Consider the following 16750-nt stretch of genomic DNA (forward strand, 5'->3'; position numbering starts at 1 on the left):
GGGGGGATGCCTGCAGGAGAACAATGCTGTATGGTGGATGGTATGAAGCGCACGAGCAACAAGGGGAATAGTAAACTTATATACCGGGAGGTCTTCGCATGAAAAAAACAGCAATCAAGTCCGTACTGGCCATCGCCTTGTCGGGAGCGCTGCTGCTCGCCGGCTGCTCCAAGACGGAGCCGGCGCCGCAAGGAGCCGCGCCGGGCGCCGCCGAGTCGGATAAACCTATCGAAATCAGCTGGCTGAGCTTTGATTTTCCGGAGGGAGACGAGTCCTACGTTCAGAAGTGGATGGAGCAGAAGTTTAACGTCAAGATCAAAAACATGCGGGTTGACCGGACCAACTGGAAAGACCAGCTGAACGTGCGGCTTGTGGCCAATGAGCTGCCTGACGTATGGCTGCTGTGGGGGCTGGCCGATGTTCGCGCTTATTCGCAGCAAGGGCTGCTGGCCGAGCTGCCGGTCGACGAGATCAAGAAAAATATGCCGAGCCTGGCCGAATTCATCGATAAAAATCAGCCGGATGCTTGGAACGACGGATTGGTGAACGGGAAAAGCTACGGTATTCCGATCACGAATCTCGAGGGCGTTATTCCCCTGAATCCGTTCTACAATCAGGGCTGGCTGAAGGCTGCCGGCTACGATCAGCCTCCCACAACGCTGCAGCAATTCGAAGATGTGATCTACAAGTTCCGCAACAACGATCCGGACGGCAACGGGAAAAAGGATACGTACGGGCTGACAGCCTTCGGCAAAGCGAATATCGCCGATTCTCTGCAGTATGTCTTCGGCGCTTTCCAGACGCATCCCACGTATTGGGTGAAGGATCAGAAGGGCGAGCTGAATTACGGGATGGTCACCGCGCAGTCGAGGGAAGCTTTCCGTTATCTGAACAAATGGTTTAAGGACGGGGTGCTCGATCCCGAGTTTCTGACTAGTGACGGCAAGAAGGAGGAATTCGTCAACAAGCGGGTGGGCGTATCCTCCGACAATTGGTCCAACTTCCGTCCGAGCGGGAAGATCGGTCAGGCCGCCGCCAAAAATGGCGTAACGCTCGTAGCCGGCAAGGCGCTGGAGGGGCCGTACGGCCCGGGCAAGCTGGCCGGCTGGGGCTTGACGGGCAACTATATGGGCATGGGCGTCGACGCAGGCAAGGATCCGAAGAAGCGGGCCAAAATTTATGAAATCCTGAATTCGTTTTATTCGGACAAGGAAAGCTTCCTCGCGTCGCAATTCGGTCAGGAAGGCGTCCACTATACGATGCAGAACGGCGTTCCGACGTATACAGAGGCGTTCAAGGACAACAAAAAACGAATTTCGGAGGGTTTAGGCAACTACTACGGCTTGCTGTCCCGCAAATCGAAGGCGTTTGAGCCGTTTTCGTTCCCGGCTGAGGAGCTGGCGCTGCGCGAGCAGCTTTCCCAAGGCGTCGAAGTGCTTTATAACGTGAAATTCAATATCAACGCGCTGCAGAAGTATCCGGATATTACCAATATCGAGAAGGAGTACTTCATCAAGTTTATTACCGGCGAGGTCGATCTGGACAAAGGCTTCGATCAATTCGTAGAGACGTGGAAGAAGGCGGGCGGCGAAGAGATTACAGCCGAGGTGAACGCGACTTACAAATCGTTGTCTGCCGCCAAATAAGGCAGGTTCCTTGTATCCGCCGCCCATCCCTTGAGGGAGCGGGGCGGCGGATTTTATGCGGCTGAGGGGATAACCGAGAGGAGAGATGCAGGATGAAACAGGAAGAGCAAGCTGCCGGGACGGGGACGAGAGTGCCGCGAATTTTGCTCCGGTCTTCTTGGCAGGTGGTCAATATCGGCGATATTGCCCATACGCCGGGCGTTTTGGCTTTGCTGGAGCAGCAGCTGCCGGAAGCGGAGGTGAGGCTGTGGGCATCCCCCGACTTGACGGATGAAGTGATCGAGATGGAGCATCGGCGCTTTCCCGAACTGAAGATCGTCAAAGGTACTATTGGCCCGGATGGTCAGGCCACTAGCCGGGAATTGGCCGAAGCGGTCGAGTGGTGCGATTTTCTGCTGCACGGCTCGGGGCCGTATCTGGTGGCGAATGAGGATGTGCAGGCGTTTGTGCAGGCGACGGGCAAGCCCTTCGGCGTGTTCGGCATCACGTATTCGGGCAACCCGGCCGAGAAGGACATGCTGGACCAGGCGGAGTTCGTTTATTTCCGCGACACGGTATCGCTTGAGAAGGCGCGGGAGTGCGGGGTCGTCAGCCCGGTGATGGAATTCGGCCCGGATGGCGCGTTTTCCGCCGATCTGCGCAATGACGCGAAGGCTGAGCGTTACCTGCAGGAGGCCGGGCTGCAAGCGGGAGAATTTCTCTGCTGCATCCCGAAGCTCAGGCTGACCCCTTATTGGACCATCAAGCCGGAGGTCGCCTTCGATGCGGCCAGGCATGAGCGCAACGAGCGGATGAAGGAGCATGATCATGTGCTGCTGCGGGAAGCGGTGGCCGCCGTTGTCCGGCAGACGGGCAAGCGGATTTTGTTATGTCCGGAGGACAGCACCCAGATGGCGGTGGGCAAGGAGATGATCTTCGACAAGCTGCCGGAGGATGTGCGCTCCCATGTGGTCTGGCGCGAGAGCTTCTGGCTCACCGATGAAGCGCTCAGCGTGTATGTCCGCTCCGCCGGACTGTTCGGCAACGAGATGCATTCCCCGATCATGTGCGTGGGCAACGGGATTCCGGCGATCGTGTGCAGGTGGGAGGAGCAGACGAGCAAGGGTTATATGTGGCGGGATATCGGCCTCGGAGACTGGCTGTTCGATCAGGACAACGAGGCCGACCGGAGCCGGCTGGTCGCCGCCGTGCTGGAGATGGCGCAGGATACGGAAGCGGCCAAGCGCAAAGCGGAAGCTGCGCGAGACTATGTGCGCGCCAGCCAGCTTCGCATGATAGCAACGCTGAGGCGGTCGTTGGGGCGCTGTATGGAGCGTGCGGGCTTATGATCGCGCAAGGCGTGGAGCTGCACAATGTCGCAGAGGCGGAGCCGTGCAAGCTGACGACAGGGGCCATCTTGCAGCGTTACCCCCGGGAGGTGCGGGAGGCGCTCGGCGAGCGGGGGCGCTTCATCTCCCAGCAAGCGAGCGGCTGCGAGCTCCGGTTCGTGACCGACGCGGCCAATGTCCGGGTCGCCTTGACGGCGCTGGATGACGACGGGGATGTGATGGTATTCCAGGGGGAGTTTTTCCACTCCCATCATAGGCTGAAGGCCGGCGTGCTTAGCGTGCTGCATCTCGAAAAGAAGCTTGATCCGGAAGCGGCGAGCGGATTGGTTTCCGGGCAAGCGCGCTTTTCGCCCCTCGTCTGGCGCGTGTTTTTATGCCGGTATGCGGTCAGCTTTCACGGAGTCGAAACGTTCGGCCATCCGCTTCGGCCGCCGATGCCGGGCGAGGTGCCGGGCAAGCGCTGGCTGAGCTATGGCTCTTCCATCACGCACGGAGGCGCGGCGCTGAACAACTACAACTCGTATGTTCAGCAGGCGGCACGCCGTCTTGGCGTCGATGTGCTGAATAAGGGACTGAGCGGAGCCTGCCTGTGCGAGCCGCAGGTGGCCGACTTCTTGGCGGCGCAGAACGATTGGACTGTCATGACGCTGGAAATTGGGGTCAACATGCGCGGAACGGTTGCGCCCGATGAATTTCGGCGGCGCGCGGCTTATCTGATCGATACGTTATGCGTCCGGCATCCGGATAAGCCCGTCGTGCTGATCACGGTATATCCCAATGTGCGAACGTACGCGGCCGAGCCTGATCTGGAGAGCCGGAATGAAGCCGCGTACAACGCTATCCTGCGCGAGCTGGCGGGCGGCGGCCGCCACAAGCGGCTTCATTTGATCGAAGGCAGCGATGTGTTGACCGACTTCTCCGCTCTGAGCTGGGATCTGCTCCATCCGTCGGATTACGGCCACACGCTTATGGGGGAAAATTTGAGCAGGCTGCTGGCCAAGGTCATGGCATAGGCCGCCGTCATGCAGCGAAACACCGCGCGCCGAGAGAGGCGCGCGGTATGTTTTTTGCCGGGACAGAGAGTTTGCCGTTTGTTTTATGATAAAATAAACAGGCAGCAACGTTTCATTTTCCTCTCTGGCAAAGGAGTCAGTTATGCTCAAAGCGACCGGTTACGATATACGTCTGGTGATTTATGAAGATGCGGCTATTATGGTGTGTCAGGCATGGTCGGTGAAGGAGCGCCGCGATGTGCTGTTGAAAATCGTGAAGGAAGGCCCGAAGGCGATTATCGAAAACGCTAAGGTGATGAATGAATATGAAGTCGCCGGAAGTCTCGATTTCCCCGGCATTTTAAAGCCGTTGTCGCTCTTCAGGGAGGGCAACCGGTTAATTATGGCGAGCGAATGGGCGCATGGCGTGACGCTGAAGCATTTTGTCATGTCGGGAGCTGTATCCCTTCCGGTCTTTCTAAAGATAGCCATCGGCATTACCGCCATATTGGAGCGGCTGCACCAAAAAAACATTATCCATATGAATATACGGCCGGAAACGGTCGTTGTTGTGCCGGCTACGATGCAGGTGTACCTGACGGGGCTCGGACATGCGTTTGCGATGAACGAGGACAGACGTCAGACAGGCAACATGCCGCTGATGGAAGGCAGTCCGCCTTATATGGCACCGGAGCGCAGCAGGCAGCTGGACGGCTGGATCGGGGCAGGCGCCGACCTGTATTCGCTCGGCGTGACCCTGTACGAGGCGCTTGCCGGCAGGCTCCCCTTTCCGGCGAAAAATGTGCTGGAATGGGCTCACGCCCATGTGGCCAGAGCCCCTCTGCCGATGGACGATGTCTCTCCTGACGTTCCGGTCATTTTGCAGCAAGTTATTCTCAAGCTTCTGGAAAAATCGGTCATGCGCAGATATCGGAGCGCAGCGGGCCTTAGGGCGGATCTGGAAGCTTGTCTTAAGCAGTATGAAGAGCAGGGTCGCATTGACGGCTTCGAGCTCGGGCGGCAGGACAGCTGCGGGCCGGCCGGTGCGCCCTCGGAGAAGCATCCGGACGCCAAGCTGCCGGATGGAAAGCGGATGGAGGCCAAGGGGAGTTATGCCCAGGTGCTGGATCTGGAGGCGGTCCTGAGAGCGTCCCAGGCGTTCTCAGAAGAGAAGGATTCGCTGAAGCTGCTGTCCAGATTGATGACCATTATGATGGAGGCATCCGGAGCGGACAAGGGCGTTTGGGTCAAGTCCGCAGGAGGGGAGCTTTTCACGGCACTGAAGCTGGATTTGAAGCAAGACGCTTCGCTTTGGACAGGTTTTCTTCCGCTGGACGCGTGCGGCGAAGTCAGTCCGGCCATCGTCCGTGAGGCGGCCATAAGCCGGGAGCCCGTCATCCGAAGCGATGCCGGAGGGGGCCGGTTCGATGAGGCTGATCCTTATATGCTCCGGCATGGGCCGAAGTCTGTGCTGGGTTTGCCGGTGCTGATGCAGGGCGAGTTGCAGGGCGTGTTGTATTTGGAGAACAACTACACGGCCGGGGTATTTGTGGGGGACGGCTTATCGCTTCTGCAAATGCTGGCCTTGCAAATGGGCCAAGTGCATGCGCTGACCCAATACTTCGAGCCTTCGAGCCGGGAGGAGTCTGGCCGCGAACCCTTGCCCGGGTCTGCACCGGCTCTGACGAACCGGGAGCTTGATGTGCTGCAGGGCGTGGCCGCCGGATTATCCAATAAAGAAATTGCGGATCGGCTGGTCATGTCGGCCGGGACGGTCAAAGTTCATGTCCGCAACGTGTTCGACAAGCTGGGGGTCAACAACCGGGTAAAGGCCGTCGCGATGGCCGCCAAGCTGAACCTGCTGCAAACGAAAGGAATACCCCAAATGGGGTATGTACAGGATGAGAAGTGAGCTTATAATTAAGAGCATGCCCGACGAAAAAGAAAAGAAAACGGATGAGCCGGACTGTGCGCTTGACACGATTCGGCTCTTTCATTTGTTCGGCATCAAGCGGACGAGGTTCTTGGAAGGAGATCTGTTTTCTTGAATAAGCTTATATTTCTGGATATTCCGCTCTTCGCAGACTTGTCCCGGGTCCATAAGGCTGCGCTGCTGCAGGAATTTACCCAGCTCAGCTACCGCAAAGGGGATTTATTGTTCGAGGAGGGCGAGTTCGGCGATTCGTTGTACATCATTATGCAGGGCCAGGCGAGAATTTATTTGAGCTCCGAAGCGGGCGGCGAAACGACTCTGGCTGTCCTCGGGGAGAAGGAATACTTCGGCGAAATGGCTTTGCTGACGGGCGACCCGCGCTCCGCCTCCGCGATGGCGGAAAGCGATCTGGTCGTGCTGAGGCTGGTCAAGGAATCGTTCGACCGGATCTTGCTTGAGCATAATGCGTTAGCCGTTCAATTTGCCGGCATTTTGGCCCGGCGGCTTGCCCGGGTGAACCGGCAGTCAAGCCAGGCGGCCTCGTCGCAGGAGGAGCCGGGCGAAGCGAAAGCGCTGACATCCGGCGGGGCTCTTCGGGAGGACGCGGTTGCAGAGGAGCGGCCGGGGGAGCAGCGGGAAGAGCGGGAACGGCTGGACCAGCGGGACCAGCGGGACCAGCGGGACCAGAGAGAGCAGGGCGAACGGCGGGCGCAGAAGGAGCAGAAGGAACAGGGAAAGCAGAGGGAGTGGCAGGATCGGAGTGAACGGCTGGATCAGCGGGAACAGCGGACGCAGCGGGAACAGAAGGAGCAGGGAAAGCAGAGGGAATGGCAGGATCGGAGTGAACGGCTGGACCAGCGAGACCAGCGGGACCAGAGAGAGCAGGGAGAACAGCGGCAAGGGGTCGGTGCTGACGCGGCCAGCCGACGTTCTCCGCAGGTCCGGACGCTCGGGGCCGTCATTTCCCTGGCTGCCGGCCTGCTGCTGTTTTCCGCGATGCAGACGGGCGGTCAGCCGACGGCGGCCGCCGCGCTCGCCGGGACCGGACTAACGGCCTTGCTGCTCACGGCCTGCGGGGTCGTGTCGCCGCTGCTGGCGGCCATGCTCATGGCCGCATCCGCCGTCTCGCTGCCCGGCATCGGGCTTGGCGGCGGCATCTCGGCTTCATCCGCTTCATTCGCTTCATTCGTCTACCCGCTGCTCACCGCGCTCGCTCTCGCCATGTCCGCGCAAGCGGTCTACCGGACGGGCGTCGCGCAGCGCTTGCTGCTCCGCTTCGCGCTCCGGCTCCAGGCCAGCGGCGTCAGACCCGGTTCCATGATCGGACTGATGTCCCTTTTAACGGTATGGCTGCTTCCGTCCTCAAGACTGCGCAGCGAGGCTTTCGCTCTTTTGCAGCTTACGGAACGGGAACGCCACCATGCGGCTGCGTATCCGATCTTGCTGCTCCAATCCTCGAGCTTATGCTGGTTTGCGGCGGCGCTGCTGCCGGGAAGCTTGACGGATCGGGAGGGCTTTATTCATTGGATGATCACGGCATGGCCGCTGGCCGCAGTCCTGCTTCTTATTCATCTGATCTTGCCGTTTCTGAAGCGGGAAGGTGAGCGATTGGCGCCCGACTCGTCGATCATGAGCGCGCAGCTCTCGGTGATGGGCAACTTGTCGGCCAAGGAGACCGCCGCCCTGATCGTCATGCTTGGCGGCGGGTTGGCTATGACGCTGGCTTATTGGCTTGGCCTCAGTCTGCTCGGAGTCAGCTTGCTGATGGCGCTGGCTTTATCCGCTTGCGGACTGCTGACCAAGGCTGTCGCCCGCGGGGTGAACTATGAGCCGTTTATCATGTTTGCGCTGCTTGCAAGCGCAGCGGGATTATATGAGGAAGCCGGTCTGCAGCGTTTGACGGCAGGGTGGATTAGCCAGCATATGTCGGCTGCGGGCGCGCTCGTCGCGTTGTTTGCCGTCGTTGCGCTGCTTGCCCGCTTCGTTCCTCCGATGCTGGCTATTTTCGCCGGCCTGACGGCTTTGGGCTTCGGCTCCGGCTCCGTCGAGGCGGGGGCGAGCGGAGCGCAAGCGGCTGTTGCGGCGGTGCTGGCCGCGCAATGGCCCATCAGCCTGCCAGTCGCTAAGAAGGTATGGGGTCCGGCTGTTCTTTATCGCGTACTGCCGGCCGGTCTGTCCCTCCTCGCTGCGGTGTCCGTCTGGCACTGGACGGGCGCGCGGGAGGGACAGCCGCCGGTCCCGATATCGGTCATGGCGACGGCCGGCGGTCCGGCGGCGCTCGAGGTGCCGATTGCCGTCCAGCTTCCTCATGATGCGCTCGCCGCCGCTTCCGTCAAGCAAGGCGTCGAGCTGGCCGTCGCCGATGCGGAGCTGAGCTCCGCCTCGCCGCCCTTGCAGCTGAGGCCGGACTACCGCGGCAGCGGGGAAGCCGGACGAAGCGGGGGGGCTGCTCCCGTATTCGCCATCGCCGCAGCCGAATCGGACTCGGCATCAGCATCGGCGGTCAGAAGGGAGCTGCCGACCTTGCTCCTCGACGGAGCCGCATTGGCCGGGGGGCCGTCTGTAGCGCTGGCGCCTGCCCCCGAAGCCTATGCCGCGGAAGTGGCGGACCTGCTGCTGGGCCAGAGCCTCCATAAGGTCGCGGTATATTACGAGGATAGCGTCCCCGGCCGGCAGTTTGCGGCGGCGCTGGAACAAGAGGCCGAGCGGAGAGGGATCAGGGTGGTGGATCGGCTTGCCGCGATTGCCGGACGTTCGGCGCTCACGGATGCGTTTGTCCGCTGGAAGCTGCTGGAGGCCCAAGCCGTAGCCGTCTACGACGGCAGCGGAGGGGTCGCTCCGGAGCTTAGCGCGGGGCTAGCCCAGGCCGGGACGCCATACCCGCTCTTGGTCGGACCATCGCTCCCGGGTGCGGATGTTCTTGCGGCGTATAAAGGCAAAGTGTACGGCTATACCGACTTGGACGCCCAAACGGGCAGAACGGAGGCTGCGGCTTTCGCGGCGCGGTACCGATTGGCATACGGAGCCGAGCCGAGCAGGCTGGCGGCCGCCGCCTATGACGCTGCGCGGCTGATCGCGCAGTCCGCAGGCCTGGCCGCCGCAGCCGAACCGGCTCCGATGCGTGAGGCGCTGGCCCGGATCGGAGCTTGGGAGGGCGCAGTCCGCCGCTATGCTTTCACTCCCCTTCAGGGAGGCGGCGGAGATAGCGGGGCGTCCGTGCATATCGTTTCATTAACGCCAGAGCCAGCGCCAAAAACGCCCAAATCCGCGACAACAGGAGAGACGAAGCGATGAAGCCGAATATATTCAGGCAATCTGCCTTGGAGAAGATGTCGTCGCCCGAAAAGCTGGACGTGCTGATGACGATCGCCCGTCCGAGGCATTGGATTGCCCTGCTGTCCATTTTCATGCTGCTGGCTGCGTTTTTCATATGGGCGGTGGCCGGAACCTTGACGGTCAAGCTGAACGGAAGCGGCGTATTCCAGCTGCAGGACGGGCTCGCAACCATCGTGCCTGCCGCGGCCGGGCAGGTGACGGATATCGGGGTGAAGCCCGGCGATGTCGTGCGGCGGGGCGATGCGGTCGCAAGGCTGTTCGACCCTTCCTGGCCGGAGGCCGGGACCCGGGACGACTCCCCCGACCGCGCTGAGCGGCTGCTGCTGAAGTCCAGAGTCGTCAGCTTGCAGCATGGCCGGGTGCTCAAGGTCCATGTGAAGCCGGGACAATGGGTTCAGAGCGGAGAACCGCTGTTCACGCTGGAGGCATCGGGCTCCGAGGAGAAATTCGAGGCCATCGTCTACGTGCCGGTGAGCCAAGGCAAAAGCTTGAAGCCCGGCATCGCGGCAAGGGTATGGCCGAGCGGCGATTATGCCAGCGCCGGCGGCGCCGTATTCGGCGAGGTGGCTGCCGTAGCGCAGGTGCCGGTCACGCTGGCGGATATGGAGCGGGCGATGGGGAACCGCGAGCTTGCGGCAGCTTACCTGGAGGCCGGTCCCCTGGTGGAGGTCCGGGTTGCGCTGCAGCAAGATGCGGCTCACCCGAGCGGAATGCGCTGGACCGCTTCGCGCGCCGAGCCCGGCATGACCGTTACGACGGGCATGTTATGCTCGGTCGAGTTCATTCTGGGAAAAATGCATCCGATCGAATGGATGTTTTGATCGGGCAAAGAGGTGAAGGGCAATGAAGGCGTCGTTACGTTCCAAATTATATGGAAGTACCCGGGCCGCTACGCCGACGCTGCTTCAGATGGAGGCGGTCGAATGCGGCGCGGTGTCGCTTGCGATCGTACTCGCTTATTACGGCTGCCACATACCGATCGAGACGCTCCGGTACGATTGCGGGGTATCCAGAGACGGAAGCAAGGCAAGCCATCTGTTGAAAGCCGCGCGCAAATACGGCCTGGAGGCCAAAGGCTACAAAAAAGAGCCTGAAAGCCTCAGGTCGCTCAAGCCTCCGTTTATCGTACACTGGAACTTCAATCATTTTCTCGTGGTGGAAGGCTTCTCCCGCGGCAAAGCGTTTCTGAACGATCCTGCGCACGGCCCGTATTCGGTAAGCCTTGAAGAATTCGAAAGCTCCTATACGGGAGTGGTGCTGACTATGGCGCCGGGAGAGCGCTTTGTCCGGTCGGGGCGGCGATTTTCCGTAAGCTCGTCGCTGCTGCAGCGGGTGAAGGGGTATGAATGGGAGGTCGTCTACCTGCTTGCCGCGGGTCTTGCACTGGCTGGAACCGGAGTACTGGTACCGCTCTTCCTGAAGTTTTTCGTCGACCGGATGCTGCTGGCGGGCAAGATGGAGTGGGCGGCAGCGCTGCTTCTCGGCATGCTGGCCGTCGTCTTTCTCCGCGGGGTGCTGACCGCGCTCAGGCAATATACGCTGCTGAGACTGGAAACCAAAATATCCCTCAGTCTGTCCGGCGCGTTCGTCTGGCATATTCTCCGGCTGCCCGTCGGCTTCTTTGCGCAGCGCTTTGCCGGGGAAATTGCGGGAAGAGCGCAGGCCAACGACCGAATTGCCCAGTTTTTGACGGAGAAGCTTGCCGGGACGGTGATCGATGCGCTGCTGGTCGGGTTTTATTTCACCTTCATGCTGCTCTATGACTACCGTCTGGCGCTTGCAGCCCTGCTGGTCGCCGGGCTTAACGTGATCTATCTCCTGTATGTGTCGCGTAAGCAGACCGACCAAAACCAGAAGCTGCAGATGGATCAGGGGAAGCTGTGGGGCGCTTCGATTGCCGGGCTCATCAACATGGAGTCCTTGAAGGCTAGCGGCCGGGAATCTGATTTTTTCGCCCGCTGGGCGGGCCATCAAGCCAACATGACGCGTGCGGAGCAAAAGCTCGGCGTGTCCAACCAGTACTTGTCGGCGATGCCTGTGCTGCTTGAGCAGTTGAACCACACCGTTATTCTCGTCATCGGGGGCATTCTCGTCCTGAACGGGTCGTTTACGGTCGGGATGCTGCTCGCCTTTCTAGGCTTTACGGCAGGCTTCCTCGCCCCGGTCAACAGCTTGGTGGCGATGGGCGGAGAGGCGCAGGAGCTGCGCGGGCATTTGGCCCGGCTGGACGATGTGCTGAAGCATCCCGCCGATTCTGCGCTGTCTGCCTATCCGGACTCCGGCGAAGCGGCGAAGCCGGCCGCGGCCGATTGGCCGCCCAAGCTGTCCGGAGCGCTCGCCGTGCGGAATGTGACATTCGGCTACAGCCCCTTGGACCCTCCGCTGATCGAGCAGATTACGCTGGACATCGCTCCCGGAACTATGGTCGCCATCGTCGGGGGCTCGGGCAGCGGCAAGTCTACGCTATCCCGGCTTCTGTCCGGCTTGTACCAGCCGTGGAGCGGAGACGTGGAGTTCGACGGAAAGCTGCGTTCCGCGCTGCCTCGACATGTATTGGTCAATTCCGTATCGCTGGTCGACCAGGAGATCCGGCTGTTCGAGGGGACGATCCGCGACAACCTGACGTTATGGGATCAGACCATCCCCGAGGCGACCGTCGTGCAGGCGGCCAAGGACAGCTGCATCCATGAAGTCATCGCGGCAAGACCGGGCGGCTACGATCATCTGCTGGAGGAGGGCGGACGGAATTTCAGCGGAGGCCAGGCGCAGCGGCTGGAAATTGCCCGGGCGTTGGCGCAGCAGCCGTCCGTCCTGATCCTGGATGAGGCGACCAGCGCCCTGGACCCCGAGATCGAAGCGGCTATTTATGCTCATATTCGCCGGCGGGGCTGCACTTGCGTTATCATTGCCCATCGGCTCAGCGCTATCCGGGATTGCGACCTCATCGTCGTGCTGGACCAGGGAAAGCTTGTCCAACAGGGGACCCACGAACAATTGATCCGTTCGGACGGGCATTACCGGCGCTTGTTCTACGCGCCCGGAGAGGAGTATGCTTCATGACATCCGGCTGGCTGAACATCGCCGAGGAGCGGTGTCATTACCCGTCCAGAACTTCCTTGCTGCTGCAGGGGCAATCGCCTTTGACGCTGCATATGGTCGAGCAGGGCGAAGTAGAGATTTATTCGGTCGAGCTGGCGCATGGCCGGGCGGCCGGGTCGAAATCGTATGTGCTTACGGTGAAGGCAGGACAACTATGGCTGGAGCTCCCGCAAACCGATGAAGGCGACTTCGGCTGGATCGCCGAGGTGATGCCGGACACGGTGCTGGCAAGCCGCCGACTGGAGCAGGAGGAGGGCGCTCCGGAACTTCAGGCCAATCTTGATATGGAACGGCTGGAGCGTACGGAGCGGCTGGAACACCTGGGCCAATTGGAGCGACTGGCCGAAATAGCAGAGAAGCTGGACGAATGGCTGCAGAATCTGGCCTTGGCCGTGGTGAAGGAGGCGGCTCCTCTGCATGCCCAGCAGGTGGCGGCGGCAGAGTCCCCATCGGAGATTGTCGTCTGGGAGCCGGCCGTCTTCACTTCGGAGGCCCGGCTCATCTGGATTCGCGCCGCAGACGGACTGCCGGGCTTATGGCAGGATCGCGCCCTGCCGCAGGTACCCCCGGACGCCTATGTGCCGATGATGCGCTCCGTCTGGGTGGCTTCGCCCAAGGGCAACCGCTTGTATACGGCGGATACGCTTGCTCTGCTGCAGCTGCATGATTGGCAAGCGTCGGTGCGTTTATTTCACCGCTTGCTCGTATACAAGCGACTCCATCAGTTGCGCCGGGCACAGCGGGACGAACAGGCCAGGGTGGCCCGGCGCTTGGAGCAGGATGAGCGCAATGTGGAGGAAGCGGTCAGCCGCTTCTCGGCCGTTGCCGACAAGAATGCCTTCGGGGAGCTGGAATATTTCGAGGAGCGGCGCGATCCCTTGGTCTATTGCGCCCGTCTGGTCTGCACCTTTCTCGGAATTGAGCTGACTTTGCCGAAACGCTGGGAGCCCGGCGGCAAGGCGGAGGACTTGTTTCGCGAGAGCGGCATTCGCTGCCGCAAGGTGGCGCTGCGTGCGGGGTGGTGGAGGGAAGACAACGGACCGCTGCTGGCCTTTCATGCCGACGGCCGCCCGGCGGCGCTGCTGCCGGCGGGCGAGAACGCCTACGAGCTGAGCAGCGAGGCCGGGGAGGCCCCGATCTCCGTGACGGAGCAGCTGGCTGCGCAGTTGCGTCCGTTTGCATATGAGCTGTACCGCCCCTTGCCTTACCGTTCCCTGGCGCCCGGGGATATCGTCCGATTTCTGCTCACCCCCCGAGCGAGGAAGGAGATGGCCTGGGGGCTGGCGTCCGGGCTTAGCCTCGGTCTGCTTGGTCTCGGTTTGCCGGCGGCGACCGGACTGATTATCGACAAAATCATCCCTGCCGCAGACGCGGATCAGCTGTTTCAGATGATGATGCTGCTGATTTGCCTGGCTTTTGCCGGCTTTGGCTTCCGGGTTACCCAGTCCATGGCCTGGCTTCGGTTGTTCGGGACATGGGGCGCTTCCCTGCAAAGCGCGGTCTGGGACCGTCTGCTGAATATGCCGGTCGGCTTCTTCCGCGACTACAATGCCGGAGATCTGGCCAGCCGGATCGGCGGCGTGAGCGCGATCTTTCATCTCATATCCGGCTGGCTCGTCTCGGGGATGTCGATTGCGCTTTTTTCCATCCTGCAGTTTGGCCTGCTGTTCGGGTATGAGCCCCGGTTGGCCGCACTGGCGGTTATATTGACTGCCCTTTATGCGGCGCTGTTTGCTTTGCTGAGCTTTCAGGCGGCGAAGCACACGAGGCGGAAAACGGAGCAGGAGGGCCGGGTAGGTGGTCTGCTTGTGCAGCTTCTCGTCAACATGCCCAAGCTGCGGGTGGCTGCCGCGGAGCGGCGCGCCTTCAACCTTTGGAGCCGTGCGTTCAGTGTGCAGCGCGCTCATATGTACCGGCTTCGCGAGGCGGGCAACCGATTGGCTGTGGTGAACAGCTTCTATCCGCTCCTGTCGAGTCTCACGCTGTTTGCGATGATGACTGCTTTCGATATCAAAATGAATCCCGGCGCTTTCGCCGCCTTTCATGCCGCATACGGGACCTTGATCGGCTCGGTCATCGCCTTCTGCGCTTCGTCGCTGCCGCTCCTGGAGCTGAAGCCGCTGTACGAGCGGGTCAAGCCGCTCATGCAGCAGCAGCCGGAGACGGAGGCGAGGCGGGAGGATCCCGGAGACCTGCAGGGCGGCATCGAGCTGAGCAAGATTACCTTCCGTTATGACCTGAGCGGACAGCCGATCCTCGACAACGTTTCGCTGCGGATCAAGCCGGGAGAGTATGTGGCGGTCGTCGGCGCCTCCGGCAGCGGCAAATCCACGCTGCTGCGCCTGATCCTGGGCTTCGAGAAGCCGGAGCAGGGCGCCGTCTATTTGGACGACAGGGATTTGAGCGGGCTGGACCTTCGATCGGTCAGGCGGCGCTGCGGCGTAGTGCTGCAGAACGGCCGCTTGTGGGCAGGGGATATCGCGCAAAATATTATCGGGCAGAGCAGCGAATACACCGTGGAGGACGCTTGGCATGCGGCGCAGCTGGCAGGACTCGACGAGGAGATCGGCCAGCTTCCCATGGGCATGCACACCGTCCTTCCGGAAGGCGGGGGAAGCTTGTCCGGCGGGCAGAGGCAGCGCATCCTGATTGCCCGCTCTATCGTGCACAAACCGAGGATCATCCTGCTCGACGAGGCGACCAGCGCGCTGGATCAAACCTCGCAGGAGAAGATTACAACGATGCTGCGCTCCTTAAGCAGCACGAGAATTGTCATCGCTCATCGGCTCAGTACTATTATTCACGCCGATCGGATCATCGTGATGGATAAAGGGCGGATCGTCCAGCAGGGCAGCTACGAGGAGCTGCTTCGGCAGGAAGGGCTGTTCGCCCGGCTCGCTGCGCGCCAGGTAGTGTGATCGGATCAAAGATACCCCGTATGGGGTACGGATTTTTGCCTTTTTTCCCGCTATAATGAGGCGTAGCTGTTCACTATAACGCAGGAGGCGGAAGCATGAGCTGGACGATGGAGAAAGCCAATGAGCAATTCGAGGTATTTAAGCAGCGGGCATCGGAGGACGCCGAGTTCCGGGCACTGGCGCTGAGCGACCCGAAACGGGCGATTCGTGAGCTGACGGGACTGGAGCTGCCGGAAGGCGTCGAGGTTGTAATTACGGAGGACGAGCAGGGAGAAATCCAGGCGAAAACCTTGTTCGGCGCTCCGTCCTCTGACGCAGAGCGCGAGCTGGATGAAGCGGAATTGGAGCAGGTCGCAGGCGGCACGTCGTTCTCGGCGTTTATCCTGTACGGACCTCCTTATCCGGAGCGCACGAAGAAAAAGTAATGTTCGAAATTGTCCGGCTTGCCCTGGGGAGGGCGGCGTCTTACCAGTCTTTTACGTACCGTTCTTACCGCGGCTGGCTGGTCAAGCCGGCTGCCGGCACCGAAGCGGAGGCTGACGCTGGAACTGGAGCTGGAGCTGGAGCTGAAGCAGAAGCTGACGCTGACGCTCAGAAAATCATTCTGGGCGCCTCCTTCATGGGCCGGCCGGTCGGCCTGCTGTTGGCCCATCCTCCCGTGGAGGATGATCCCGCAAGGGTGCTGTCCGTGTTCGTCGACAAGCCGTACCGGGGGCTCGGCATCGCTACGGCGCTTATGCAGGAGTTGAAGGCATCCTTGAGCAGCATGAACCTTGAGCAAGCGTGCGTGGAATATTACGCGCTGCACAGCTATGAAGCGCTGGAGCGGGTGCTGGCCAAGTCAGGCTGGCAGCCGCCCTCGGTATACAGCCGGTTTTACCGCTGCGACATCGCCGCCGGCCGGGACAGGAAGTGGATCAGCCGGTTCAAGCTGCCGTCCAGCTGCACCGTAATTCCTTGGAACGAGCTGCGGAGGGGCGAGCTGTCCCTGATGAACCAGCTTCAGGAGAAGGATTACAACGCCTACTTCATGCCGATGCGCGCAGAGGGCGTGATCGAGCGCGACTGCAGCCTGGTGCTGAAGCTGGACGAGGAAATCGTCGGCTGGTCGATCGTCGATCGCCAACTGCCGGAGACGCTGCTGTACAGGACGTTATATATCCGTGAGGCGTACCGCGATAATGGGCTGGGGCTGAGCCTGGCCGCGCAGTCCGCGCAAAGGATGCTGAGGACGAATGCCTCGCATCTGGTTATCCAGATTTTGCCCGGCAACGAGCGGATGCAGAAGGTGGCAAACCGGCTGCTGGCTCCGATGCAGCCTGTCGTGACAGATTACAAGCGGGCGGTTCTGGACCTATGAGTCAAGGAAGGCCCGGGAGAAACAAAAAGAAACGAGGCTGTGCCCTTTGGAGGGTGCAGCCTTGTTTAACGAACGACAGGTTGGTTGTTACGATTTAGGTTTTTCGTTCGCTTGGAGACCTGGGTCCTAACGGATGCC

Annotated in this window: 10 protein-coding genes; all 10 read left to right on the plus strand. The window is 61.0% G+C overall.

Annotation, left to right across the window (positions count from 1 at the left end; genetic code table 11):
- The first annotated feature begins 98 nt into the window (after window positions 1-98).
- Entirely contained in the window at window positions 99-1646 is a 1548-nt protein-coding gene (locus tag BLR08_RS02025) for a DUF3502 domain-containing protein (RefSeq protein WP_072327921.1), read from the plus strand.
- A gap of 92 nt (window positions 1647-1738) precedes the next feature.
- Window positions 1739-2974 carry a polysaccharide pyruvyl transferase family protein gene (locus BLR08_RS02030; protein WP_072327923.1) on the plus strand — a complete coding sequence of 412 codons (1236 nt, stop codon included), beginning with the start codon at window positions 1739-1741 and terminating at the stop codon, window positions 2972-2974.
- Window positions 2971-3987: a GDSL-type esterase/lipase family protein gene (locus BLR08_RS02035; RefSeq protein ID WP_072327925.1), complete on the plus strand. Its 1017-nt coding sequence runs from the start codon at window positions 2971-2973 to the stop codon at window positions 3985-3987. Before BLR08_RS02030 ends, BLR08_RS02035 begins: the two co-directional genes overlap by 4 nt.
- 142 nt (window positions 3988-4129) lie before the next feature.
- Window positions 4130-5878: a protein kinase domain-containing protein gene (locus BLR08_RS02040; RefSeq protein ID WP_072327927.1), complete on the plus strand. Its 1749-nt coding sequence runs from the start codon at window positions 4130-4132 to the stop codon at window positions 5876-5878.
- Window positions 5879-6010: 132 nt separating this feature from the next.
- Entirely contained in the window at window positions 6011-9193 is a 3183-nt protein-coding gene (locus BLR08_RS02045) for a cyclic nucleotide-binding domain-containing protein (protein WP_072327929.1), read from the plus strand.
- Window positions 9190-10056 (plus strand): HlyD family efflux transporter periplasmic adaptor subunit, encoded by an 867-nt coding sequence (locus tag BLR08_RS02050; protein WP_072327930.1) that lies wholly within the window; start codon window positions 9190-9192, stop codon window positions 10054-10056. The genes BLR08_RS02045 and BLR08_RS02050 overlap by 4 nt, the downstream gene beginning before the upstream one ends.
- Window positions 10057-10078: 22 nt before the next feature.
- Window positions 10079-12295: an NHLP family bacteriocin export ABC transporter peptidase/permease/ATPase subunit gene (locus BLR08_RS02055; RefSeq protein WP_072327932.1), complete on the plus strand. Its 2217-nt coding sequence runs from the start codon at window positions 10079-10081 to the stop codon at window positions 12293-12295.
- Complete coding sequence (locus BLR08_RS02060) at window positions 12292-15252, plus strand: NHLP bacteriocin export ABC transporter permease/ATPase subunit (protein ID WP_072327933.1); 2961 nt, start codon at window positions 12292-12294, stop codon at window positions 15250-15252. The genes BLR08_RS02055 and BLR08_RS02060 overlap by 4 nt, the downstream gene beginning before the upstream one ends.
- A 95-nt stretch (window positions 15253-15347) precedes the next feature.
- Window positions 15348-15677 (plus strand): hypothetical protein, encoded by a 330-nt coding sequence (locus BLR08_RS02065; protein WP_072327935.1) that lies wholly within the window; start codon window positions 15348-15350, stop codon window positions 15675-15677.
- Window positions 15677-16612, plus strand: a complete 936-nt coding sequence (locus BLR08_RS02070) for a GNAT family N-acetyltransferase (RefSeq protein ID WP_072327937.1) — start codon at window positions 15677-15679, stop codon at window positions 16610-16612. Before BLR08_RS02065 ends, BLR08_RS02070 begins: the two co-directional genes overlap by 1 nt.
- The last annotated feature ends 138 nt before the right edge of the window (window positions 16613-16750 follow it).

It is taken from the genome of Paenibacillus sp. cl123 (assembly GCF_900101595.1).
GTDB lineage: Bacteria > Bacillota > Bacilli > Paenibacillales > NBRC-103111 > Paenibacillus_G.

Bases quoted from the DNA above. Each gene is read 5' to 3' on its own strand.
- BLR08_RS02025 (WP_072327921.1), top strand. From the start codon at position 99: ATGAAAAAAACAGCAATCAAGTCCGTACTGGCCATCGCCTTGTCGGGA.
- BLR08_RS02030 (WP_072327923.1), top strand. From the start codon at position 1,739: ATGAAACAGGAAGAGCAAGCTGCCGGGACGGGGACGAGAGTGCCGCGA.
- BLR08_RS02035 (WP_072327925.1), top strand. From the start codon at position 2,971: ATGATCGCGCAAGGCGTGGAGCTGCACAATGTCGCAGAGGCGGAGCCG.
- BLR08_RS02040 (WP_072327927.1), top strand. From the start codon at position 4,130: ATGCTCAAAGCGACCGGTTACGATATACGTCTGGTGATTTATGAAGAT.
- BLR08_RS02050 (WP_072327930.1), top strand. From the start codon at position 9,190: ATGAAGCCGAATATATTCAGGCAATCTGCCTTGGAGAAGATGTCGTCG.
- BLR08_RS02055 (WP_072327932.1), top strand. From the start codon at position 10,079: ATGAAGGCGTCGTTACGTTCCAAATTATATGGAAGTACCCGGGCCGCT.
- BLR08_RS02060 (WP_072327933.1), top strand. From the start codon at position 12,292: ATGACATCCGGCTGGCTGAACATCGCCGAGGAGCGGTGTCATTACCCG.
- BLR08_RS02065 (WP_072327935.1), top strand. From the start codon at position 15,348: ATGAGCTGGACGATGGAGAAAGCCAATGAGCAATTCGAGGTATTTAAG.
- BLR08_RS02070 (WP_072327937.1), top strand. From the start codon at position 15,677: ATGTTCGAAATTGTCCGGCTTGCCCTGGGGAGGGCGGCGTCTTACCAG.